This window comes from Methanobacterium sp. (assembly GCF_038562635.1).
GTDB lineage: Archaea > Methanobacteriota > Methanobacteria > Methanobacteriales > Methanobacteriaceae > Methanobacterium_D.
Genome location: NZ_JBCFBO010000001.1, coordinates 1,927,047 through 1,950,349 on the forward strand (window position 1 = coordinate 1,927,047; position 23,303 = coordinate 1,950,349).

Annotated in this window: 21 protein-coding genes; 13 read left to right on the forward strand and 8 right to left on the reverse strand. The window is 34.4% G+C overall.

Annotated elements, in window-relative coordinates; genetic code table 11:
• Positions 1–44: 44 nt before the first annotated feature.
• Both AAGU07_RS09230 and argS read right to left on the reverse strand, forming a co-directional pair.
• Positions 45–1,472: a M48 family metallopeptidase gene (locus AAGU07_RS09230; protein WP_342458812.1), complete on the reverse strand. Its 1,428-nt coding sequence runs from the start codon at positions 1,470–1,472 to the stop codon at positions 45–47.
• A gap of 137 nt (positions 1,473–1,609) precedes the next feature.
• Positions 1,610–3,292, reverse strand: coding sequence for an arginine--tRNA ligase (gene argS, locus AAGU07_RS09235; RefSeq protein WP_342458813.1), 1,683 nt, complete (start codon positions 3,290–3,292; stop codon positions 1,610–1,612).
• A gap of 227 nt (positions 3,293–3,519) precedes the next feature.
• Between argS and AAGU07_RS09240 the strand changes: the two genes are divergently transcribed.
• Entirely contained in the window at positions 3,520–3,765 is a 246-nt protein-coding gene (locus AAGU07_RS09240) for a hypothetical protein (protein WP_342458814.1), read from the forward strand.
• A gap of 4 nt (positions 3,766–3,769) precedes the next feature.
• Here the strand turns inward: AAGU07_RS09240 and AAGU07_RS09245 are convergent, their stop codons facing one another.
• The 4 genes from AAGU07_RS09245 to ilvD form a co-directional block, all read right to left on the reverse strand.
• Positions 3,770–4,219 carry a signal peptidase I gene (locus AAGU07_RS09245; RefSeq protein WP_342458815.1) on the reverse strand — a complete coding sequence of 150 codons (450 nt, stop codon included), beginning with the start codon at positions 4,217–4,219 and terminating at the stop codon, positions 3,770–3,772.
• Positions 4,220–4,482: 263 nt separating this feature from the next.
• Positions 4,483–4,881, reverse strand: coding sequence for a signal peptidase I (locus AAGU07_RS09250; protein WP_342458816.1), 399 nt, complete (start codon positions 4,879–4,881; stop codon positions 4,483–4,485).
• 106 nt (positions 4,882–4,987) lie between these two features.
• The gene (locus AAGU07_RS09255) at positions 4,988–5,386 is read right to left on the reverse strand and encodes a signal peptidase I (RefSeq protein ID WP_342458817.1); all 399 of its coding nucleotides are present in this window, start codon (positions 5,384–5,386) and stop codon (positions 4,988–4,990) included.
• A gap of 208 nt (positions 5,387–5,594) precedes the next feature.
• Entirely contained in the window at positions 5,595–7,250 is a 1,656-nt protein-coding gene (ilvD, locus tag AAGU07_RS09260) for a dihydroxy-acid dehydratase (protein ID WP_342458818.1), read from the reverse strand.
• Positions 7,251–7,622: 372 nt separating this feature from the next.
• Between ilvD and AAGU07_RS09265 the strand changes: the two genes are divergently transcribed.
• Both AAGU07_RS09265 and AAGU07_RS09270 read left to right on the forward strand, forming a co-directional pair.
• Positions 7,623–8,864, forward strand: coding sequence for a DUF4010 domain-containing protein (locus tag AAGU07_RS09265; RefSeq protein WP_342458819.1), 1,242 nt, complete (start codon positions 7,623–7,625; stop codon positions 8,862–8,864).
• Between the two features lie 211 nt (positions 8,865–9,075).
• Positions 9,076–10,908: a threonine--tRNA ligase gene (locus tag AAGU07_RS09270; protein ID WP_342458820.1), complete on the forward strand. Its 1,833-nt coding sequence runs from the start codon at positions 9,076–9,078 to the stop codon at positions 10,906–10,908.
• Between the two features lie 13 nt (positions 10,909–10,921).
• On the opposite strand, the gene AAGU07_RS09275 is transcribed toward AAGU07_RS09270, so the two are convergent.
• Positions 10,922–11,143 carry a peptidoglycan-binding domain-containing protein gene (locus tag AAGU07_RS09275; RefSeq protein ID WP_069582243.1) on the reverse strand — a complete coding sequence of 74 codons (222 nt, stop codon included), beginning with the start codon at positions 11,141–11,143 and terminating at the stop codon, positions 10,922–10,924.
• A 362-nt stretch (positions 11,144–11,505) separates the two neighbouring features.
• Here AAGU07_RS09275 and AAGU07_RS09280 point away from each other — a divergent pair, with 362 nt between their 5' ends.
• Positions 11,506–12,282, forward strand: a complete 777-nt coding sequence (locus AAGU07_RS09280; protein ID WP_342458821.1) for a ParA family protein — start codon at positions 11,506–11,508, stop codon at positions 12,280–12,282.
• Positions 12,279–12,650 (forward strand): hypothetical protein, encoded by a 372-nt coding sequence (locus AAGU07_RS09285; RefSeq protein WP_342458822.1) that lies wholly within the window; start codon positions 12,279–12,281, stop codon positions 12,648–12,650. The genes AAGU07_RS09280 and AAGU07_RS09285 overlap by 4 nt, the downstream gene beginning before the upstream one ends.
• A 280-nt stretch (positions 12,651–12,930) precedes the next feature.
• On the opposite strand, the gene AAGU07_RS09290 is transcribed toward AAGU07_RS09285, so the two are convergent.
• The gene (locus tag AAGU07_RS09290) at positions 12,931–14,052 is read right to left on the reverse strand and encodes a putative DNA modification/repair radical SAM protein (RefSeq protein ID WP_342458823.1); all 1,122 of its coding nucleotides are present in this window, start codon (positions 14,050–14,052) and stop codon (positions 12,931–12,933) included.
• An 813-nt stretch (positions 14,053–14,865) separates the two neighbouring features.
• Here AAGU07_RS09290 and AAGU07_RS09295 point away from each other — a divergent pair.
• The 8 genes from AAGU07_RS09295 to AAGU07_RS09330 all read left to right on the forward strand — a co-directional run bounded on the left by AAGU07_RS09295 (position 14,866) and on the right by AAGU07_RS09330 (position 23,110).
• On the forward strand, positions 14,866–15,258 hold the full coding sequence (locus AAGU07_RS09295) for a hypothetical protein (RefSeq protein WP_342458824.1): 393 nt from the start codon (positions 14,866–14,868) through the stop codon (positions 15,256–15,258).
• Between the two features lie 406 nt (positions 15,259–15,664).
• The gene (locus tag AAGU07_RS09300) at positions 15,665–16,231 is read left to right on the forward strand and encodes a LemA family protein (RefSeq protein WP_342458825.1); all 567 of its coding nucleotides are present in this window, start codon (positions 15,665–15,667) and stop codon (positions 16,229–16,231) included.
• A gap of 9 nt (positions 16,232–16,240) precedes the next feature.
• Complete coding sequence (locus AAGU07_RS09305; RefSeq protein WP_342458826.1) at positions 16,241–18,049, forward strand: DUF2207 domain-containing protein; 1,809 nt, start codon at positions 16,241–16,243, stop codon at positions 18,047–18,049.
• A gap of 133 nt (positions 18,050–18,182) precedes the next feature.
• Positions 18,183–19,286, forward strand: a complete 1,104-nt coding sequence (locus tag AAGU07_RS09310; protein ID WP_342458827.1) for a DUF2207 domain-containing protein — start codon at positions 18,183–18,185, stop codon at positions 19,284–19,286.
• A gap of 88 nt (positions 19,287–19,374) precedes the next feature.
• A complete protein-coding gene (locus AAGU07_RS09315; protein ID WP_342458828.1) occupies positions 19,375–19,629 on the forward strand; it encodes a hypothetical protein in 255 nt (84 codons plus the stop codon).
• Positions 19,626–20,375 carry a DUF2207 domain-containing protein gene (locus AAGU07_RS09320; RefSeq protein WP_342458829.1) on the forward strand — a complete coding sequence of 250 codons (750 nt, stop codon included), beginning with the start codon at positions 19,626–19,628 and terminating at the stop codon, positions 20,373–20,375. The genes AAGU07_RS09315 and AAGU07_RS09320 overlap by 4 nt, the downstream gene beginning before the upstream one ends.
• Positions 20,376–20,505: 130 nt before the next feature.
• Complete coding sequence (gene cfbB, locus AAGU07_RS09325) at positions 20,506–21,852, forward strand: Ni-sirohydrochlorin a,c-diamide synthase (RefSeq protein ID WP_342458830.1); 1,347 nt, start codon at positions 20,506–20,508, stop codon at positions 21,850–21,852.
• A 97-nt stretch (positions 21,853–21,949) separates the two neighbouring features.
• Positions 21,950–23,110, forward strand: a complete 1,161-nt coding sequence (locus tag AAGU07_RS09330) for an oligosaccharide repeat unit polymerase family protein (protein WP_342458831.1) — start codon at positions 21,950–21,952, stop codon at positions 23,108–23,110.
• Positions 23,111–23,303 lie beyond the last annotated feature (193 nt).

Below are 23,303 nucleotides of genomic sequence, written 5' to 3' on the forward strand. Positions count from 1 at the left end.
TTCATTCAATATTGTTTTTTAAATTTTAAGCCACTTTTTCTAATTTATTTAAATGAAGCAAGAAAACCATTTACAACATCTCTTGCAGACTGTATTAACGGATTTTTTGATTTTACAGGTGTTTGCATATTCTTCAACCTGTCGATTCTGAAATAAACAGGAGGATGAGTATCCCACGATAGCCATTTTGGAATTTTAGACCCCACTTTTTCCATTTGGAGCCTTTGATATGCTATTTTTCGAAGCGCCTCTGCAAGTACATCTGGCTGACCAACCTTCATGGCTGATAAAAGGTCTGCCCTGGTTTCAAAGAACTTGGCAACGAAGAAAATAAGGGCCATGATTACTATTATGTATATTATGGGGTTAATAATTACAATGGGGAACAGGACAGTAAATCTCAATAGGAACTCGCCGGAGATTATGCTGAACAGTATTATGGGGTCTCTTCCTTGAAGATGCCCCATTTCATGACCTAAAACGCTTAATATTTCCTTTTCATTTAATTGAACAAGTAAACCAGTTGTGATGAGTACAAGTCCTTTACTTGGGGTAGGACCAGTAGCTGCTGCATTTGCAATCATGGTATTTGAGATCACGATTTTAGGCATAGGCAGGCCAAAACTATCGGCAGCTTTTTTAACGATGTCGTACACATTGACGGTTTTATACAGGCTACGGTATGGATTGCAGCTGAAGCCGTACTTTTCCAGAACTTCGTCTCCAAGCTTACAGGTAGGCTTTATGCCCTGATTAAATGTCCTTTCGTAGATTTCCTTTTTTATCTGCGTTACAGTTTCTTTTCCAAATTTTTCCTGAAACTCTTTAAATTCTTTAAATGGCAGCTGGTACTCCAGTATATGAACATAAGGATTTTGAAGGGAAACATTCCATTTATTCCCATATGCAAGGATTTTATTTGAAAAAAGGACAATTACAAACTGAGAAATTAAAATAAGGGCCACTGCATAATATAATCCGAATAAAAAGAATAAAACGATATTAAATGCAAAAAACAGGATGTAAACTAAAAGGAGGCTGCTGGTAAAAAGCTGGTCTCCAGTGCGTTTTTTGGATGTAGGGGGCTGCTCGGGTATGACTCTTTCTCCTTCCACCCATGAAAAATAAATGGTTGAACTGCGGACGTTATCTTCAAATAGATGAACCATGAAGTAAATATCGTCTTTAACTGATTCTGTAAATTTAGAAGGAGTTCCATCAATGGGTATTAATGTGAGTTCTACAGGATTTCCTGATTTAACTTCTGCATCTATCTGAAAACCCTTTGTAGGGTCTCTTGCTGTAAATAATAATCGATTACCATTGTCTTCTCTTATTATTTTCGCATTTGAGAAGTACTCCGGCTTAACCATCAAGTAATTTTCATCAATAAAACTTAGAACTTCGTCGTGGTATTCTTGGGATATATCAAAATCAATTAAAAAAGTTTGAGTTTCAGGGATTTCAATCATTATATAACTATTATTTGTCTTTATAAGTTAAATAATTTATGAAAACCCATTTAGAATCTTTTCTTTTTAAAAAGGGATTCATATTTCAGTTAATGAAAAAGAAAAAAAATTGGGAATATACTGGAAACAACCTCTGGTTACATGGATTCAGGGGCTTTTATTCCCATAAGATCAAGACAGTTTCTAATAGTTATCCTTGACTTATCCACCAGAAGTAACCTGTCAACCTCTTCTTCTGCACCTATTACTGGAACAGACTTGTAGAACCTGTTGAATGTCCCTGCCAGGTCCATAGCATACTGTGCAAGAGGATGTATCCTGTTAATTTTTGTTGATTCTTCAATAATAGATGTGAACTTAGAAAGCATTTTTACAAGTTCTATTTCAAAAGGATGGTTTAAAATTTGGTCGTGAGTATCGATACCTGCATCAAAACCTGCTTTTTCAAGCAGCTTGCATGCCCTTGCATGGGCGTATTGAATCGATGCACATCCCCTTTCAAAACTGAGGGCTTCTTCCCATTTAAACACTATATGCTTTTCTGGAGATAATTTAACTATGAAATACCGTATAGCACCTATACCAATGTCTATAGCAATTTTAAGGGCTTCTTCATCAGTTAAATCTGACCTCCTATTTTTAATTTCAAAAAGAGCACGGTTTACCGCTTCATCAACCAATTCATCCACTGAAATAAACACTCCTCTTCGTGTAGACATTGAACCTTCAGGGAGAGTTATAAACTCATAAAATACAACTTCTGGGCTTTTTCCATCTAATAAGTTAAGTGCTATGCTTATCTGGTCCACTGCAAGCTTGTGGTCGGATCCTAAGATGTCTATCATTTCATCAGAGTTGTCTGATTTTTCAAGGTGATAAGCAAGGTCCCTTGTTGAATAAAGAGAAGTTCCATCGGATCTTGTAAGTACAAGCTCTTTTTCTATGCCGTAATCTTCAAGGGGAAGGTATAAAACTTCATTTCTTTTAGTGTATTTACTCAGTTTGTTCAGAATTCCGCTGACGGCTTGATTTCTTATAAACTTGCTTTCCCAGACAAAAGCGTCGTGGTAAATGTTTAAATCATTTAATGTGGACTCAATTCCACTTATGCATTTTTTTACGATGTTTTTAAAGACTTTTTCAAGCTCTGGATCAGTACCACTTTCATATCTTTTTAAAAGTGCACTAACTTCTGTTTTAAGGCTCTCGTCGGCACGTAATTTTTCATTTATCTGGAAGTAGATTTTTCCAATTTCATGATCTACTTTTTCTTTTTCTTCTATTTTAAAATCGAAATTTAGTAATCCCCAGGCAATTATGCCTATTTGCCGACCCATATCATTTACATAATACTGAGTTTCTACATTATACCCGGCAGACCGAAGTATCCTTGCTAAAGAATCTCCTATTATCGCATTTCTAACGTGGCCAATGTGTAATGGCCCGTTAGGGTTTGCAGATGTGTGTTCGAGGATTATTTTTTTATTTTTATCTTCTAACTGCCCGTAATTTTCATCTATGGAGTCTAAAACCAGTTTTGAAAAGTTGTCATAATTTATGAAGAAATTGATGTAAGGACCTTTCATTTCAACAGACTTGAAAATTTCAGGAATTTCTATAACATTTAAAATGTCTTTGGTTATTTCCATGGGTGGTTTTTTAAGCTGTTTTGCAAGTTGAAATGAGACTGTTGATGCGAGATCTCCAAGATCTGCATTTGGAGGTTCCTCAACTTTAATTTCAGATGGTTTTTCATATCCTAAAGATTCAATTGCACTTTCTAAAGATTTAACTGCTTCTTTTTCTAGCATTCTGTACATAGATTCACCGTATAATCGTTATAATGTATAATTAGCTTGATTCAGAAATCGTATACATTTATGAAAATTAAATAAATAGTTTTTCAAAATTCTTTATAACATTAAGATATTTAGTTATTTTCTATTAAATAATATTTTCAAAAAATTATATAAATTTTTTAAACTTTCGAAATCTGTCAAAACATGTGTTTTGACACAGCAAACACTGTCAAACACAAAAGTGTTTGATGCCGGAAGAAATTGCGCTTCTCGGCCGCAAAACGAAGCTGGAGAAAATGCGAAGCATTTTTTTGCCGGAGGAAATCATATTTCCTCGGCCGCAAAAACCAAAGGTTTTTGCAGGCTTAAAAAATCAAAGATTTTTTAAAGTTTTGCAGGCAACGAAAACGGAGTTTTCGTATGCTTTGTGTTTGCATGCTCTGATTTTTGTCGATTTTCAAAATTACAAATATTTAAAAAAAATTAGATTTTAAAATTTTATAATCCCCTAATCCAAAGTGAAATATATCCAATTTTAGGTATAACAACCGGCTTTCCATTTGATGTTAAGACTTTTGAAACTATTTGATTTTGATAAACTGGTTCTGGATCTTGTGCTGGATTGTTATCTCCTTTTGCTATAAAATAGGTGGTTCCATTCTCTGCTTTATGAACTGCAATAACCCTATGAAGTACCTCTTCTGGAATCCAGGTTGCATTATAGATTATTATATCTCCAACTTGGATTTTACTGGGGTTATTTTCAACTTTAACAATATCTCCTCTGTAAATAGAGGGTTCCATGGATGTTGAGACCATAACTACATATTCTGTAGATCTTGAACTGCTTGATGCTGAAGTAAGCCCTATTACTCCAATTACAGAAGCTATGCCAACTACAGCAATCATACAGACTATTAAAATTAAGAGTTTAGCTTTTTTCTGCATTCTGATTTAAGCCTCCTAATAAAATTAATTTTTTGATTGGGTGTTGGTTTTCCTTAGTTATAAAATAATTGAAATATTTAGTATCATATTTAAAAAAGTAAAACGAAGTTTAAACTCACTGAATTATTTTAAATAAATAGATAGGCAAAAATAAGCAATGATTCAAAATATGAAGTAATATTTTATTTATTAAAACTGATTTATGTATTTAAATTTAAAATAAAAAGATAATAAATTGATAACCGTCAATTTATATAATCTTATCATAATCCTCTGATCCATAGCGTTATATATCCAATTTTAGGTATAATCAGGGGTTGCCCACCTATATCAACAACCTTCGAGATCACCTGGTCTGGGAATTGTACTGGATAGGGGTCGGCTGTTGGATTGTTATCTCCCTTTGTTATGAGATACGTGCTTCCATTAGACGTTTTATATATCTCTTTAACTCTGTGAATTACAGGTTCTGGAAACCATGTTGCATGATAGACAACTATATCTCCTACCTGGACGCTGCTTGGGTTTTGATCTACTACGACTATGTCTCCCCTGTACATTACGGGTTCCATACTTCCAGAGACAACAACATTCATATGCTGCGCTATGATTACTCCTGCGAGTATAATTATAATGTAGGTTGCTATTTCTTTATAATTCACTTTTTCACCTTTATTAAGGGTATCATAGCTTAATTTAAAATATATTTAAGAAATTAAGCCTTAATTGAATATTGGCAATAAAAAAAGAAATTGCCAGTTGATTTTATTATAATCCTCTAATCCACAGTGTTATATACCCTATTTTAGGTATAATCAGGGGCTGTCCATTTATGGATACAACTTTTGAAACCACCTGGTCTGGGTATTGTACCGGATATGGATCGGGCACTTGGTTGTTATCTCCCTTTGTTATGAGATACGTGCTTCCATTAGACGTTTTATATATCTCTTTGACTCTATGGATTACATCTTCATTAACCCATGTTGCTTTGTAAACAACTATATCTCCTACCTGGACGCTGCTTGGGTTTTTATCGACTACGACTATGTCTCCCCTGTACATTATGGGTTCCATACTTCCTGAGACAACAACATTCATATGCTGCGCTACAACTATTCCAATGAGTATGATCACGATATAAGTTGCTATTTCTTTATAATTCACTTTCTCCCTCTATCAAGGATTTTGTCTAAATTTATGGACTTTAAATGATTTATAGATTTGCCCAAATATTATTTTTTAATATTATGTGATTTATTAAGTCAAGTAACATAAACTTACTGGCCCTGCGATTTTAGGCAGATTATATTCAAATTAAAGCATGAAAATTGGATTTAAAAAGGAAAGATAAAAAATTAAGTTTTTATTATAATTACCTTAAAACAGCTCCTTTATCTGCAGAACTTGCCATCTTTCTGTATCTTGAAAGCCATCCTTTAACCTTTTTATCGGGCATTACTACATTTTCAAGCCTATTTTTAAGTTCTTCCTCTTCAACTTCGGTTTCGAGAATTCCGTTATTCATATCTATTTTTATAATGTCTCCATCTTTTAGGGCAGCTATTGGCCCTTTTTCCATAGCTTCAGGAGATATATGTCCAATACAAGGTCCTCTTGTTCCGCCGGAGAATCTTCCATCGGTTATAAGTGCAACTGTTTTTAACCCCATGCCGGATATGGCAGAAGTTGGGTTCAGCATTTCACGCATTCCAGGGCCGCCCTTTGGTCCTTCGTATCTTATTACAACTACGTCCCCTTCTTTGATTTCATGGTTAAAAATTGCAGTAACACACGCGTCTTCACCGTCAAAAACTTTTGCTGGGCCAGTGTGTACTTTCATATCTTCATTTACACCTGCTACTTTAACTACAGATCCCCTTGGAGCTAAGTTGCCTTTTAATATTGCAAGTCCTCCTTCTTTACTGTAAGGATTACTTAATGGCCTTATAACTTCATCATCTGCAACTTCTGCATCTTTAATATTTTCACCAAGGGTTTTTCCAGTACATGTTAGAGTATCCTGGTTTATTTTATCTTTGATTACCTTTAAAACCGCAGGTATGCCTCCAGCATTATCTAAATCCAACAGGCTGTGAACTCCTGATGGGCGCAGTTTGGTTATGTGCGGAATTTTTTTACTAAATTCATCAAATGAATCAATGGTTATATTAACTCCTTTATCTTCAAGTTCGCTTGCTATTGCAGGAATGTGTAAAGTAGTATTTGATGATCCTCCAAGTGCAAGATCAGCTGCTATAGCATTTTCAAATGCTTCCTGAGTCATTATTTTAGATGGAGTTATATTTTTATCCAGCAATTCTATTATTTTGGCTCCAGATTGGCGTGCTATTTGTCTTTTTTTAGCGTCAACAGCATGGGCTGTTGCGCAGTATGGTAAACTCATTCCTAATACTTCTGTTATGCATGCCATTGTGTTTGCAGTGAAAAGACCGGCACATGAACCTGCTCCAGGGCATGCACATCTTTCAAGCTCGTCAAGTTCTTCCTCTGTCATTTTGCCTGATGATACGGCCCCAACACCTTCAGAAACAGATATAAAATCTACTGGTTTACCTTTAAACTCACCAGGTTTCATAGGTCCTCCTGTAACGACAATTGAAGGTATATCCAGCCTTGCTGCAGCCATTAACATTCCAGGAACTACTTTATCGCATGTTGGGATTAATACGAGCGCATCCATCTGGTGGGCCTGTGCCATGCTTTCTACAGTATCTGCTATTATCTCCCTTGAAGCAAGGGAATATTTCATTCCTTCATGACCCATTGATATGCCGTCGCAAATGGCCATTGTATTAAATTCGAAAGGTACTCCACCTGCTTCGCTTATTCCCTGTTTAACTGCATCAGCTACTTCATTAAGGTGAATGTGTCCGGGTACTATGCTGGTAAAACTATTTGCAACACCTATAAATGGTTTGTTCATTTCTTCATCTGTTACTCCGCATGCTCTAAGTAAAGATCTGTGGGGAGCTTTTTGTAATCCTTTTTTAATAGCATCGCTTCTCATTGAATCACCATAAAACTTCTATTTAAGATATATTTTACAAATAACGAATAATACTGACTTAATCCTATTTAAACGGTTATTTTTGATTAATAGAATTAGTGTATTAATATCTTTAAATATAATCATATTAATTTCTTTTTATGTATTATAAATGTACTGTATTCTATTTTTATTGATATAAAATGATCTTATGTCAAATTTCTAGTTATCATTTGCAATTTGATTTAATGTTTAAATGCATATGGCAGTACGTTCTAGTTTATATGTATTTTATAAGTACAAGCTCTGGTGGAACTCAACAGGTTAGACAGGTTATAATGCCACGTTTGATTTGAAGTTCATTACTTATAGATCAAAAAACAGAGTATTAGTATGCATATAGATATCGTCTTAAAATTTTTAATTGCTTTAGCAATTGGGGCGTTAATTGGGATTGAAAGGGAACGAAAACAGGTAAATAAAAGTGAATTTGCAGGTATCAGGACATTTATCTTAATTGCACTCATGGGAATACTTTCTACATATATAAATGAAATTTACTCTAATTTTTTAGTTATATCTTTTTTAGGTTTAATCGTGCTTGTAGGCTTAAGTTACATGGTAAGCACACGGGAAACTGGAGACATTGGTATTACAACTGAGGTTGTAGCTCTTCTTACTTTTATTTTAGGTGCATTATGTTACACTGATGATGGAATAAAAATAGCTCCAATATTTGCAATTATAATAACAGCTTTACTGGCGGCAAAATCATATATACATAAATTTGTAAGGAAAATAAGTGAAAAAGAGTTAATAAATACCCTGAAATTTCTTATAATTGCATTTGTGATTCTTCCATTACTTCCTGATCAGACAATGGGGCCTCTGGATGTATTCAATCCATATCAAATCTGGCTTGTAGTCGTTTTTATTTCAGCAATAAGTTATGCGGGATACATAATGATGAAATTAGTTGGGGCAGAAAGGGGATTGGGATTAACAGGGATCGTTGGAGGACTGGTATCAAGTACTGCAGTTACAACGGCAATGGCCTCAAGGGTTAAAGAAAGCGAGTTTATTATAAGAGCAGCAGTATTTGCAACGGTTATAGCGAGTTCAATGATGTTTTTAAGGATTCTTTTTGAGGTACTGGTTATAAATCCTGATCTTGTATCTCTTCTTATGGTCCCGATGTTAAGCATGGGAATTTTAGGGATTGCACTCGGGGTACTGGCATGGAAAACTACAAAAGTTAAGGAAGTTGGGGAAGAAATCAAATTTAAAAACCCTTTTTCCCTTAGACCTGCACTCATATTTGGAGTTCTGTTTTTAGTCATTCTTTTCATGTCAAAAATTGCAGATATCTATTTTGGAAGCAGCGGCCTTTATGTGGCAAGTATTATATCTGGCGTCGCTGATGTTGACGCTATAACCATAAGTATGGCGCTTCTTGCAAAGACTACTATCTCACAGGATGTAGCAGTAACTGCCATAACCATTGCAGCTATTTCTAACACTGTAATGAAGTTTGGAATAGCTTTATTTATTGGTACAAGGCGTTTTGGACAAATAATATGCGTAATTTTTGCTGCAATCATTACAACTGGACTTATCGCCGTCTTCTTTATTTAAATGGATATTTTCTTTTTAAGTAGCACGATTGTTTAATTTTTATAATCAGAAATATTCACTAAAGTGATCCAATAAAAATTTAAATACTCTAAACCTAAAGTTTAATGACAAATATAAAATTCATTTAATTGAAATAAATAGTATCAAGCAAAATTATTGATTTTAAAGTTTAGAATCATTTTATAAATTATTTCAGTTTACAGGTGAGAAAATGAGGATACTTTTGATTCACTCTGATTACTTAAGATATAAAACAAAGTCCAAAACAAAAATAGCGGAAAAAATAGAAGATGAAAAGAAAGGCGGCGAATTTGACAACGCTTTAGTGGTTTTTACTGCAGTTGAAAGGGAAGATGAAAAAGATACAGATGCAATAATTGAAAGTGCTGTATCTGAAATAATGAACGTTTCAAGCCAGGTAAAACCTGATAATGTGATTATATACCCTTATGCTCATTTAAGTTCATCTTTGAGCTCTCCAGATTCTGCAAAGAATATTTTAAAGGGTATGGAGTCTAAATTAAATGAAGAAGGGGTTTCAGCCTCGAGGATTCCATTTGGCTGGTACAAGTCATTTGAAATCTCATGTAAAGGACACCCATTATCTGAACTTTCAAGGACCATAACTGTAAAACCTAAAGAAGAGGAAAAAGCAGAAGAAGAACCTTCAAAATGGTACATTTTAAATAAAGGAGAACTTTCAGACCCTGAAGGGTATGAATATGAAAATGAGGATCTCAGAAAATTGATGATGTACGAACTGGGTAAAATGGAATCTTCTGGCGAAGAACCACCTCACGTTAAATTAATGCGTGAAAAAGGTCTTTCAGACTATGAACCATCTGCAGATGTCGGTCATTTACGCTGGTATCCTAAAGGAAGACTAATCCGTGACCTTCTTTCAGATTACGTTTACAATCTTGTAACTGAATATGGGGCTATGCCTGTTGAAACTCCAATAATGTACGACCTTGCAGACGAAGCAATACGCACACACGCAGATAAATTTGGAGAAAGGCAGTACAGGATGGGTACTAAAAAAGAACTCATGCTAAGATTCGCATGCTGCTTCGGAGCGTTTAGAATACTTTCAGACTCCTTTTTAACCTGGAAAAATCTCCCAGTTGGGCTTTACGAGCTTTCAACATACAGTTTTAGATTAGAGAAAAGAGGGGAAGTTGTAGGTCTTAAGAGACTTAGAGGGTTTACCATGCCTGATTTCCACTCTGTATGCAGGGATATACCTCAGTCTATGGAAGAATTTGAAAGGCAAATTGATATGTGTATGCAGACTGGAGATGACCTTAATGTAAACTATGAAGTTATTTTCAGGGCGACACAGGACTTTTTCGATGAAAATAAGGAATGGATGTATAAAGCTGCAGAAAAGGTTGGAAAACCAATGCTTCTTGAAATTTTACCAAGACGTAAACATTACTGGATATCCAAAATGGACTTTGCAGCTATTGACTACCTTGGAAGACCTATAGAAAACCCTACAATACAGATAGATGTTGAAAGCGCTGAAAGATTTGATATAAACTACATCAATGAAAAAGAAGAGGAAGAATATCCTATAATCATCCACTGCAGCCCAACAGGAAGTATAGAACGTGTTATAGGCAGCTTACTTGAAAAAACTGCCATTGAACTTAGAGAAAACCCTAAAAAAATGCCGATGCTGCCTGTATGGCTTTCACCAATTCAGGTGAGGGTGATCCCAATTGCTGAAAGGCATTTCGATTTCGCCCTTTCACTTGCTGAATACTTGAAAGACAGCAACATAAGGGTTGATGTTGATGAAAGGTCTGAAACAGTAGGTAAAAAGATAAGAAACGCTGGAAAAGAATGGGTTCCATATACTATCGTAATTGGAGATAATGAACTTGAAAAAGACCAGTTTACTGTAAACATCCGTGAAACCAATGAAAAAGTATTGATGGATAAGGATGAGTTAACTGCGAGAATCCACGATGAAATTAAAGGAATGCCGTTTAGAAAGTTACCGTTACCTGTAAAGCTTTCAAAAAGAGTTAATTTTTAATTAACTCTATTACTTATTCTTCTTTTTCTATTCTTTCAATGGTTATCTGTGTCTGAGAACCAATTATACCATCAGTAACAATTTTTTTAGCACTCTGAAACTGTATGACTGCATCACGGGTTTTTTCTCCAAAAATACCATCTTCTTCTCCAGCTTTATAACCATGAGCATTTAACCAGTGCTGTATATCCTTTACCTGTCTTCCAGTGTCTCCTTCTTTTAATATATGTTTCATATTTAACACTCCTTAAAATCTGATCTTATACGTGTTATTTTATAATTAAAAATTAATAAAATTATACCCTTTTTTAATAAATAATCTCTTGAAGATAATTGTTTCTAAGCATTATACTTTTTTATTATGATAATTATTGAAGGGTAGGTGTTTAAAAGCGGTTATTTTCAAGTTAATTAGCATATATGGAAATAGTTATATTCTATTAACTTTTGCAGTATCACTAAATTTACCACAAGTCCATAATGTATTCTATTTTTTAAGTAAATCCCGATTAATTTCGTTATATCTGCATTCATTTAGAAAGCTTTAAAAATTATAAGTTATAACTTAAAATTTAGAAGTACAAAGGAGAAAAGTTTATGGGCGAAACAATTGCAATACTTAACCAAAAAGGCGGCTGTGGAAAGACAACCACTGCAGTTAATTTATCAACAGCTTTAGCACTTAATAATAAAAGAGTTTTATTAATAGATATTGATCCGCAGGGCAATGCCACAACAAGCTTTGGGATACCTAAAAGTGAGATTGAAAAAACTATTTACACTACGCTAACCGGAAAAAACCCCGTAGAAGAAGCAATCATCCCAACAGGAATCGACAGACTGGATCTTGTTGCAAGTAATATAGCACTAAGCGGTGCTGAAATTGAATTAAGCGGTGAAATAGGGTTTCATTCAATATTAAATGAACGTTTAGAAAATATAAAAGACTCTTACGACTATATTCTCATTGATGTTCCTCCATCCCTGGGGGTACTTACCATAAATTCGCTGGTGGCATCTGACAGCGTAATAATCCCAATTCAGGCAGAATTCTATGCACTTGAAGGAATGGCGGATCTTATGGAAGCTATGCAGCTTGTAGGGAACCGTTTAAACAGCCCTTGCAACATAAAAGGTATTTTACTTACTTTATATGACTCAAGGACAAGGCTTGGAAGGGACGTATATGAAAACGTTAAAGAATACTTTGGAGAGAAAGAAAACATCTTTGAAATAAGTATTCCTCGAAATGTTAAACTCGCAGAAGCCCCAAGTCACGGAAAACCAGGTGTTCTTTACGACGAAGAATGTAAAGGTTCAACTGCATACATGGAACTTGCAGAAGAAATAATAAATATGGAGGCTGCAAAATGAGTAAAACAGATAAGAAACAGGGAGGAGCGCTCGGACGAGGATTAGATGCATTAATCAGCAAGGAATATGTTAAAGATTCCGAAGTTGAACCTGTTAAAGAAGAAATTGTCACAGAAGAGCCAGTAAAAAACTTAGAAGAACCTGCTGAAGTAGATGTAATTCATCAAAAAATAATAGATGCAATTTTAGAAGATGTCCAGAAAAATCCCCGAGTTTCATTTTGGTCTGCTAGGACTGCTGCAGTGTTGAGGTTTTTAAGAAAAACAGAGCCTGAATTCAGTATCAGCAGTGAAGCATCACTTTTAATGGAAGAAGCGGTAAAGGAGAAATACCCTGAAATCTGGGAAATGTTTGAAGAACACCTCTAAACCATGAAAATCAAGATTTTTAAGAAAAATCAATATTTTTTTCTATTTTTATTAAAATTTTTAACACCCCAAGTTGAAGAGTTTGGGGTGCTAAGTTAGATCGATCCTGTACAAATCATATAATTTTATGGCAAGATTTGAAGATCATTTCCTACTATACTGGTTATCACTTATAAGTGAGTAGGTATAAGTTACAAGTTGTAAGATTTAACTTATAACTTCAAAGTTATAACTTATACTCAAACTGAATTAAAGGTTGGGGGGTGTGTTTAACAAAAAATTAGAAACTTAATGTAGCTTGATAAGATTTATTTAGTTTTATAAAAGGTTCAGCACGTTTTACAGCCACGCCCAGCTCTTGAAGCTCTTCTAGTTTTTCAAAACGTTTGCCCCGTTTCCTTAAAGTTATAATTCTTTTTGCAGATATTTTACCTATCCCTGGAACTCGTATAAGTTCATCATATGATGCTTCATTGATTTCAGTTGGGAATAAGTCCATATTATTCAGGGCAAAAGAATATTTGGGGTCTATTTGCGTATCTATATTCCCATTTTCATCGAATACCAGTTCATCTAAATTAAAACCGTAGGAGTTTAATAAAAAATCAGCCTGGTAAAGCCTTGAAGTTCTTTTGGGATGAGGTATCTCATGGTTTTCAAGTGGAGTATCTTCTAGTGGGCTAAAAGCACTGAAATAACTTCTTTTAAGTTCTAATTTATCGTACAACTTTTTGGTCATGCTTAAAATTTCTTCATCATTTTCATCTGTAGCCCCAATGATAAACTGTGTGGTCTGTCCTGACGGTGCCATAGCAGGGTCCCTTTTTGCTAATTTGCTGATCCATTTCATCCGCCTTAAAATATCTATGTTGTAATTTTTAGTGCTTGTAAGTTCTTCAAATCCATCAGGAGTTGCAGCTTCCATATTTATGCTTACCCTGTCTGCCAGGTGCATGGCACTTTTAATTAAATCGTAAGATGTCCCTGGAAGGATTTTAAGGTGTATATATCCGTCATACCCGCAGTCTCTAAGTATCCTTGCAACTTCAACTTCCTTTTCCATGGAAGTGTTTATGTCTCCAGAAATTCCAGAGCTTAAGAATAATCCTTCCACGTGTCTTCTGTTGAAGTAATTCAAAAACAGGTTTGAAAGTTCTTGAGGCGTATATTCAAAACGTTCGCAGTTCCTGCCGCTGCGGTTTACGCAGTATTTACAGTCATTTGAACATTTATTAGTCATTAATACTTTGAATAAAGGTATGCAGCGCCCATCCGGTGCAGTACTATTGTATACTCCCAGCATTTTGCCTGATGCATAAATTTCGAAATTGGGGTCTGCGTAATTACACAGGTCGTACTTTGCTGATTCTCCAAGAACTTTGAGTTTTTGTACCGTATTCATTATATCATATTATATCGAAAATAGTATTATAATTTATTCTAAATGAGTAATGGATAAGTATATGTCTGGTACCACTACTTTTACGAAAATCTAAATTTTAGTTTAAAATGTATTTTAAAATCATTTTTATCATAATATTTTAAGTATATAGTTTTTATTTTTAAATCCTACAAAAAACTCATATAATTTAGTTACATAAAGTTTATTACGTATTATATTGCATTAAATATTATTTTAATAATCTAAATAACAAAATAATGGGTTTATATGGGTTAAAAAGAAATTTTAAATATTTTTATCGAGGTTATAGTTATAAAACTCAACTTAAATTATTTAAAAAATTAATCTTGTAAAAACATAATTTTATTTTCTGAATGTATGAAAGTACCAGTCAATTATTTTTTTAAAAGGTTAAAATTAGTTATTAGCATATAAATTACTTTTTTTGGAAGATAGTGCTGAAAAATGAGTGACGTAGTCTAAATTAAATTAGGGGTACTGCTGAACATTCTTTTAGAAGAAAATATCTGCAAGAGGAAAACATCTAATACTTAAGTTTTTATAAAATAGGCCCCTTTGGAAGCTATTATACTAAAAATAAGAACCTCTAACAGGCATTTCTGTTTCTAAAATATAATTCCTTTTAATTCAGTTTTAAATTAAAAAATAGGATGTAAATGGGCCTTTTTTTAGATTTTAGACCACAATATTTAAATGTAATAATAAATACAATATCCGTATTACAAAAGTGATTGTTTAAAAAATATGCGTGGAGGAGATATAATTACGCCAAAACAATGGTGTTTACCGATAGTGATACTTAGTGTTGCCCTGGTCGGATTGTTTTCTGGAGTTTTAAATGATCAAAGCGCAAATTATTCAACTGGACCTAAAGTTGTGCAGTCCCCACCTCAAGCAAATACTGCTCAAGTAACTTCTGAGCCAAAAGCTAAAGCTAAAGTTAGAAAGGACGCACTGGTAGTAACTGCCAGGTGTTCATGCAGTTGTTATCAAGATTATAAATTACACGACCCTTCATGGATAAATTATTGTCCGGTATGTCATCAACGTGGCACGCTTATATTTGAAAGAACAAGCGACTGCCCTGAAGGAATGATACGATGCACTTGTTGTGATGCCGATTTCTGTGCAGTGCACGGTAAAGAGCATGTTTGCAGCCACCCTACATATTTGATGCCTGCTTAATCGAATGATTAAGTACAAAAATTCTTTTTTTTCACCTGAAAATCTCTCAAAAATTAAAGCTTGCGAAACTTTCAAAAACCATAGGTTTTTGAAGCACAAATCGTAGATTTGTAAGCGTTGTTTCGCGCCATCGAAATCTCTGATTTCGTGGCCCCGAACACTAGGTGTTCGAGGGCTCCAAACCCTTTGGGTTTGAGAGATTGTGACAGCTATCAAAACTAACGTTTTTATGCTCTGAAAATCCTTAAAATTTTGATTTTGGACTTTGAAAATGAGTTGGGGCTATGTTCAGTGTTTGCATGCTTAGCATTTGACGTATTTTAAATAACAGTACAGTATCATCTATTTGAATACAGTCAAAATGTATAAATAACAAAACATCACCATCTCAAAATGGTGATTGAAGATGTCAATTTACATGATCATAGGAATCATTATACTTATCTTAATTATTTTAGCAGTAGTTGTTGGGATAATTTTCATGTACAATAACCTTGTTGGATTACGTAACCGGGTTAAAAATGCATGGTCCCAAATAGATGTTCAGCTAAACAGAAGGGCTGACCTGATACCTAACCTGGTAGAAACAGTTAAAGGGTATGCTAAACACGAAAAAGGTGTATTCGAAGAGGTTACTAAGGCAAGATCTGGCCTTATGAACGCTCAAACAGTTCAAGAAAGTGCAGAAGCAAATAACATGTTAACTGGTGCTTTGAAAAGCCTTTTTGCGGTAGCAGAAAATTACCCTGATTTAAAAGCAAATCAAAATTTCAGGGACTTACAAAGTCAGCTGGCAGAAACTGAGGATAAAATAGCCTATTCAAGGCAGTTTTACAACGATACTGTACTCATGTACAACAACAAGATCCAGATGTTTCCAAGCAACTTAATAGCCCGCCAGTTTAACTTCACCGAGTCAGAATTCTTTGAAGTGGAAGAATCAGCTCGTTCAGTTCCAAAAGTACAGTTTTAGGTGGGTTCAATGGATAAAAAACATTTTATCTCATTTACTTTACTATTTTTACTTACAGTCTCAGTATTTTCAACTGCAGCATTTGCAAAGGATTATTCCATACCTTCTATTGATATGGATCTCTTTCCACAGAGCGATGGAACGCTGCATGTTAAAGAAGTCATTCATTACTCCTTTACAGGGACTTACAATGGAATATACCGAGATATACCGATAAGCGGTAACCAACAGTTGAAAAATATAAAAGTATCAGCACAGGGAGCTTATACTGCATCTACAGTAACTTATTCTGGGGGGATGGAACAGATAAAAGTATATTTATATTCTAACTCTCAAAAAACAACTCCCATAACTGATAAAGATGTTACAGTTACCATTGAATATGATTTTTTACATGGAATTAAGTTCTACAATGATGTGGCCGAACTCCAGTATGAATTAGTGGGTACACAGTGGGACAAAGATATTGGGGCAGTTAATGCAAATATACACCTCAAATCAAGTAATGGTGTACAATACTGGTTAAATCCTCCTTATTTTGCTGAAAATTCCAGCTGGAGCGGCAATACTTTAAATGTAGTGGGTAAAACTGTTCCTTCAGGAGATTTCTTTGAACTCAGGATGGTCATACCTAAAAGTCAATTTGCAGCAAACCCCACAAATGGAGTTATAATAAACCAGGACGGCTTGAGTCAAATTGAAAAGATTCAAAATGATTATCAAAACGAATTAAACTTTAAATCAACTCTTTATGCAGTACTGGCAGTTATATTCTTACTCGCATGTTTCATACCTCTGCTTATTTACTTCCGCTATGGAAGGGAGCCAAAAATCAACTACCGGGCAGAATATGAACGGGATGTGCCAACTGATGATTTACCTGCTGTGGTAAATGCTATATCTGGTAAAGGGTTAGGCAAAAAAGTAGGCGAGCCTGACATGGATGGGTTTAGAGCTACTATAATGGACCTTATAAACCGTAAATACCTTTTAATTGAGGATGTTCCAAAAACACTTGATAAGGATAAGGATAAATCTATTTCAATTAGAGTCAACGAAAACAAAAATCTGGAAGAACTCACAAACTTCGAATATGATGTCATCACCATCCTGAAAAAGTTTGAAGAGGACGGTGTCATTAATTTAGATAACCTTAAAACTGATTTAAAGGATCGAGACATGGCACAGTCATTCAAAGAATCATACGGTATATGGGAAAGTGATTTAAAAAGTGAATTTTTAAATGATGGAATTATGGACCAGATATTCCTGAAAAAGGGAGACACATACCTCAAGATTTTTGGAGTAATTGGTTTAGTTGCTGCAGCAGCTACATTCTTTTTCACAATATCTGATCCTCTGCCAGCATCGGGATATGCGTTATTTGCGTCATTTGTTCTGGGTATTGTGGCCATTATATCGCTTATAATGCCTCAAAAGGTTGCAGGGCAGTGGACTACTCATGGTGAAGAATTTGATGCTAAATGGCATAACTTCAAGAAATATATCCAGGATTTCAGCCTCATAAAGGAATATCCACCTGAATCTATTAAGGTATGGAACAAATATCTGGTATATGCAACTGCACTTGGGGTGGCAGATAAAGTCAGGAAAACCATGGAAATGAGTCTTCCAGATGACCAGCTGGCCCAAAGTGATATCTTCCTGTTCCACTACTACGGTGGATACTGGCTCCTTTCGTCTGGTTTAGACACTGGTATGAACACTGCAGCAGCTGCAAACTCCGGCGGAAGTGATTTTGGTGGAGTCGGCGGTGTCGGCGGTGGATTTGGAGGAGGTGGAGGTGGAGCATTTTAAGCTCTCTTCAACCTTTTAAAATTTTAATCTTTTTATTTTTTTCATAATTTCAAACTAAATTTTTAAATATTACTTTCTATTATTAAATCATATGAATATTTATGTAGCTTTTTACTACCTATCAGCGATTTTAATGTTATTAGTATCTTTTATACCTTTAATTATTTATTTGATGTATGGTAGGGAACCAAAAATTAGTTATAGCACAAATTATGAAGTGGATTTACCCACTGATGATCCTCCTGCAATTGTAAACGCTATATGCAGTGGTTTTTCAAAAAAGGTTGGAGAACCAGATATGAACGGTTTTATAGCTACAATAATGGATTTAATTGATAGAAATTACCTGATTTTAAGTAATAAGACACATGATGGAAAATATAATTCGCCAGGATCGCTTTTCCTGGAGATTAATCCTGACTATGATCCAGATACTCTTTGGGATTTTGAAGTAGGTGTTTTAAATTTTTTGCAAGAGTATGAGCAGAATAGTATCATATCTATGGATTTAGTTTCTGAGAGCCTTCATTATTATAATAGTGCAGACTTCTTCAAAGAAACATATAAAAATTGGAAAAATGAAGTTAAACAAACTTTATTAACTAATGGAAGCTTAAAAGAAGCATTTTTAAGGAAGGGGGATAAATACATAAAGATTTTTGGAATTACAGGATTAGTATTATCTATTGTAGTCTCCTATGTAGTGCTTTCTGACTTTTGGGCATTAACATTTACTATTGTATATTTGTTTTTTATATATTCTGCATTCTTAAAGACAAAGGATACACGCACGATAATTTTTGGGATTGAGGGATTGATAATAGTTGCTTGGTACTTATTTGAAATTATTTCTGGTTCTTTACTATCAGTTAAAATTCTCTTTCTTTCTTCATTAGTTTTAGGGGTAATATCTATGGTTTCATTAATGCTGCCTGAAAAAATTGCTGGTCAATGGACTAATTATGGCAGGGAATACTATGCAAAGTGGCATAGTTTCAAAAGATATATTGAAGATTACAGTTTAATAAAAGAATATTCTCCCGAATCGGTTAATGTTTGGAATAGATATCTGGTATATGCTACGGCTTTAGGAGTTGCTGATGAAGTTGAAAATGCAATGAAGTTTTCAATTCCGTATGATCAATTGAGGGGAAGTGATCTATACAGTTTCCATTATTACAATAGCCCCACAGCTATGCTTAAGAATGCATTAGATGCAGCGTTAGAGCTAGATTAACTTCAATTCTAAGTAGAAGATTTTGCAATGATTTTTAGAAGATATATCTTAACTTAACCTTTGAACTCTAAAAAAAGAGGATAGTAACATGTACATTGATGTAAATAATTATTTTATAAGTGTTTTAATGATCTTAATATCATCTATGCCTATTTTTATTTACTTAATGTATGGTAGGGAGCCTAAAATTGATTATAGTACAAAATATGAAATGGACTTACCAACTGATGATCCTCCTGCAATAGTAAATGCTATCTATGATGGTCTTTCAAAAGAAGTTGGAGAACCCGATATAAATGGCTTTAAAGCCACAATAATGGATTTAATTGATAGAAATTATTGATTTTAACTAATAAAACATCTAATGGGGATTATTGCTCCCCAGGATCACTTTTTCTGGAAATTAACCCCGAATATGACACGGATACCCTATGGAAATTTGAAGAGGAAATTTTACACTTCCTTAAAGAATATGAACAGGACGGCATCGTATCTATGGATTTAGTTTCTGAAAGTCTTCATTATTATAATAGTGCAAGATTTTTCAAGTATACTTATAATAACTGGCAAAAAGAAGTTAAAAAGGCAATAATGGATGGAAATTTTAAAGATACATTCCATTCAAAAGGTGATGAGTATTTAAAAATTTTTGGACTTTTAGGGATGGTTGTAGCATTAAGTGCATTTTTTTATGCATTAGATCCAACACGTAATGCATTTCCTGTTTTGATATCGTCTATTATTTTAGGAGTAATGGCGCTAATTTCTATTATTTTACCTCAAAAGGTTGCTGGACAATGGACTACCTATGGCAGGGAATACTATACGATGTGGCATAACTTTAAAAAATATATTGAAGATTATAGCTTAATAAAAGAATATTCACCTGAGTCAGTTAAGGTATGGAATAGATATCTGGTTTATGCTACAGCTCTAGGCGTTGCTGAAGGAGTTAAAAGAGCTATGGAACTGTCAATTCAAGATGATAAACTGATAGAGAATGATATATACAGTTTCGATTGCTATAATGATTATATATCTTCATTGAATGATGCAGAAGATACTAAACCTGATTCAGACAGATTTTAATAGCTTTAAAAGATTAAATTGTTGGAACACACTATAACTTGTAAAAATCATTAATGCAGTTTTTATCTTTAAATTTTTAAAATTTTTTTCAAACTAAATTTTTAAATAACATCTCACCTTATTACATTATATGAGAATAGTCTTAGCAGGAACAGGAAGTGCAGTAGGGAAAACAACCATTTCAACAGGCATTATGAAGGCATTGTCTGAAGAATACAGAGTTCAGCCATTTAAAGCAGGTCCTGACTACATAGATACATCGTATCATACCCTTGCAACTGGAAATAATTCAAGAAATCTCGATTCATTTTTCATGTCTGACGGGCAAATAAGAACCTCATTTGAACGAGGTATAAGGACATCAAACGCTGATTTTGGGATAATTGAAGGCGTAAGGGGGCTTTATGAAGGAATAAGCCCTATTAATGATGTGGGAAGCACAGCGTCCATCGCAAAAGCACTTGACGCGCCAGTTATACTTATTTTAAACTCCAGGAGTCTTGTAAAAAGCGCAGCAGCTGTTGTAATTGGGTTTAAAACACTTGATCCGACCATTAAAATTGAAGGGGTAATTTTAAACCAGGTAAAAAATAAAAATCACTACCTTAAAACCAAAGAAGCGGTTGAAAAACTGGCAGGCGTGGATGTAATTGGAGGAATTCAAAGGGACGACGCTATAAAAGTAGAACAAAGGCATCTTGGGCTTGTACCTGCAGTAGAACGTGAAAATTTATTGAGCTACATTGACAAATGGGGAGAAATTATCAAGGAAAATATAGATATGGATGCCCTCATTTCTATAATGAAGAACGCTCGGAAGTTACCTGAAGGAAGGGAAGATACATGGCAGGAAGAAAACAGGAAAAAGGTTAAAATTGGAGTTGCCATGGATGAAGTATTCAACTTTTATTATACGGAAAATATAGAATCTCTGGAAGCTAACAATGCAAAAGTAGTTCCATTCAGCCCTTTTAAAGACGAAGAACTTCCTGATGTTGATGGAATTTATATCGGGGGAGGTTACCCTGAAATTTTTGCAAAGGAACTTGAGCAGAACGAATCTATGAGGAGGTCCGTCCTTAAATTCCACCAGGATGGGAACCCAATTTATGCTGAATGCGGAGGGCTCATGTACCTTACAAATTCCATAAATGGGAAAAAAATGTGCGAAATTTTCAATTATGACTCTGTAATGACTAAAAAAGTTCAGGGTTTAAGTTATGTAATTTCTAAGGCTATAAAAGATAATATAATTACAAAGAAGGGCGATGTGTTTAGAGGTCATGAGTTCCATTACTCTAAAGTCCTGGTAAATGGTAAGCCTGAATATGCATTTAAAATACTCAGGGGAAAAGGCATAGAAAATTCACTGGACGGTCTCATGAGTAAAAACACAGTTGCAAGTTATGTACATACCCATGTTGCAGCATGCCCTCAGTTTGCCTCTAACTTTACCAGAAGTGCTGGAGATAACTAAGGTTCGCGAAACTTTTTATAGAATGCAGATAAAGAAACTGTATAATTTAATAAAAATTATCATTTAATTAAACTTAAAAAATTAGCATGGAAAAATCATGAAAGTTAAAAACGTAGATATATTTTCGCCATATCTTGTAATAGTAGGGATAATTTTATATGTATCACTTGCACTCGTTGCATATCAGTACCACTTAAGGGGTTTAGATTTTGTATCTGGTGAAACGCTGTTTGCAGCATTCTTCGGGTCATTATTTTTTGTTATAGGCGCACTTACGCCTAAAATTATTGGTAAATATAATTTAGTACCTAAATTGAATACAGGCAATATTTCAAAGGACAAGCTTAATGATAAACTGAAAAATTCTAAGCTCAATGTTATTTTAAATGAAAAAGTTTTATTTGCAGTTGTTTTATTTGCAATATTCTTGGAACTTTTAAACACTTATTTACTGGGAGGAATTCCTCTTTTCAGCGGCTACCTTAAATCAAAGGCAACTAATGATCTCTGGAGAGTTTCTTATATACTGTTTTTACCTGCAATAAACATATTAATTGCAAAATATCATAACAGATGGTATTATCTCTTGTTTGTAATAGGGCTGGCACTATTTGCGGCTACTGGTTACAGGACCACCACAATGGCCATATTAATCAGCGTATTTATAACAGTTTACTACACAAGAGGACTGCAGTTCAAGCATTTCTTAATATTTGCAGTGGTTGCAGCAGTTATTGGAATTGCAGTAGGATATATAGCAGTTAAATCCATTGAATGGCAGCAGTGGACCTTAAATCCTATTCAGTTAGTCTTCTACAGGGCAGGGTTTACATTCATGGTCTTTGATAAAATTGTTCACATGGCAGGAGCTACGCATGGTGCGATGCTTCATGATACATTTTCAACAGTGGGTCATCCACGGTATATTGTAGGTGATGTGGTCCTTGGATACCATAAAATGATCACTCCAACTATATTTGGTCCTGCAATGCTCGATTTCGGATATATTGCACTTGCTATCCAGATGTTTATGATTGGTCTGTTCTTAAGGCTGCTTCATTCGGCACATAAGTTAGCAGATGGGGTATTTACTGCAGTTTATGCCGTAATTCTTGCACACACTCTTATCTGGATTGAAACAGGACCTACTGACTTCATAGTATGGTTGTTCTACGCACTTGCAGTTATAGCTCTGGTAGTGTTTGCAAAGAATGTGTGGGGAATTTCAAAAAAGGGTTCAAAACCTGAAAATATTTAATTATTTTTTTTATTTTATTAAATTCGTACTATACAAATCTTGTTCTATTTATGGTGCATTGCTGCCAACTTAAATCAAAATTAAAGGGGTAATGTGACGTTAAAATAGTTAATATTATATACTATGGAGTTTATTAATTATAGTAGGAAAAATTATAGGATCGGAGGCGGTTCTTTTAATTTTTTAAAATAAG

What these genes read in the sequence shown, in the direction of transcription:
- AAGU07_RS09315 (WP_342458828.1), top strand. Translation starts at nt 19,375, where the DNA reads ATGTACATTGATGTAAATAATTATTTTATAAGTGTTTTAATGATCTTA.
- AAGU07_RS09275 (WP_069582243.1), bottom strand. Translation starts at nt 11,143, where the DNA reads ATGAAACATATATTAAAAGAAGGAGACACTGGAAGACAGGTAAAGGAT.
- AAGU07_RS09240 (WP_342458814.1), top strand. Translation starts at nt 3,520, where the DNA reads ATGCCGGAAGAAATTGCGCTTCTCGGCCGCAAAACGAAGCTGGAGAAA.
- ilvD (WP_342458818.1), bottom strand. Translation starts at nt 7,250, where the DNA reads ATGAGAAGCGATGCTATTAAAAAAGGATTACAAAAAGCTCCCCACAGA.
- AAGU07_RS09305 (WP_342458826.1), top strand. Translation starts at nt 16,241, where the DNA reads ATGGATAAAAAACATTTTATCTCATTTACTTTACTATTTTTACTTACA.
- AAGU07_RS09280 (WP_342458821.1), top strand. Translation starts at nt 11,506, where the DNA reads ATGGGCGAAACAATTGCAATACTTAACCAAAAAGGCGGCTGTGGAAAG.
- AAGU07_RS09265 (WP_342458819.1), top strand. Translation starts at nt 7,623, where the DNA reads ATGCATATAGATATCGTCTTAAAATTTTTAATTGCTTTAGCAATTGGG.
- AAGU07_RS09310 (WP_342458827.1), top strand. Translation starts at nt 18,183, where the DNA reads ATGTTATTAGTATCTTTTATACCTTTAATTATTTATTTGATGTATGGT.
- AAGU07_RS09245 (WP_342458815.1), bottom strand. Translation starts at nt 4,219, where the DNA reads ATGCAGAAAAAAGCTAAACTCTTAATTTTAATAGTCTGTATGATTGCT.
- AAGU07_RS09285 (WP_342458822.1), top strand. Translation starts at nt 12,279, where the DNA reads ATGAGTAAAACAGATAAGAAACAGGGAGGAGCGCTCGGACGAGGATTA.
- AAGU07_RS09300 (WP_342458825.1), top strand. Translation starts at nt 15,665, where the DNA reads ATGTCAATTTACATGATCATAGGAATCATTATACTTATCTTAATTATT.
- argS (WP_342458813.1), bottom strand. Translation starts at nt 3,292, where the DNA reads ATGTACAGAATGCTAGAAAAAGAAGCAGTTAAATCTTTAGAAAGTGCA.
- AAGU07_RS09290 (WP_342458823.1), bottom strand. Translation starts at nt 14,052, where the DNA reads ATGAATACGGTACAAAAACTCAAAGTTCTTGGAGAATCAGCAAAGTAC.
- AAGU07_RS09230 (WP_342458812.1), bottom strand. Translation starts at nt 1,472, where the DNA reads ATGATTGAAATCCCTGAAACTCAAACTTTTTTAATTGATTTTGATATA.
- AAGU07_RS09270 (WP_342458820.1), top strand. Translation starts at nt 9,076, where the DNA reads ATGAGGATACTTTTGATTCACTCTGATTACTTAAGATATAAAACAAAG.
- cfbB (WP_342458830.1), top strand. Translation starts at nt 20,506, where the DNA reads ATGAGAATAGTCTTAGCAGGAACAGGAAGTGCAGTAGGGAAAACAACC.
- AAGU07_RS09330 (WP_342458831.1), top strand. Translation starts at nt 21,950, where the DNA reads ATGAAAGTTAAAAACGTAGATATATTTTCGCCATATCTTGTAATAGTA.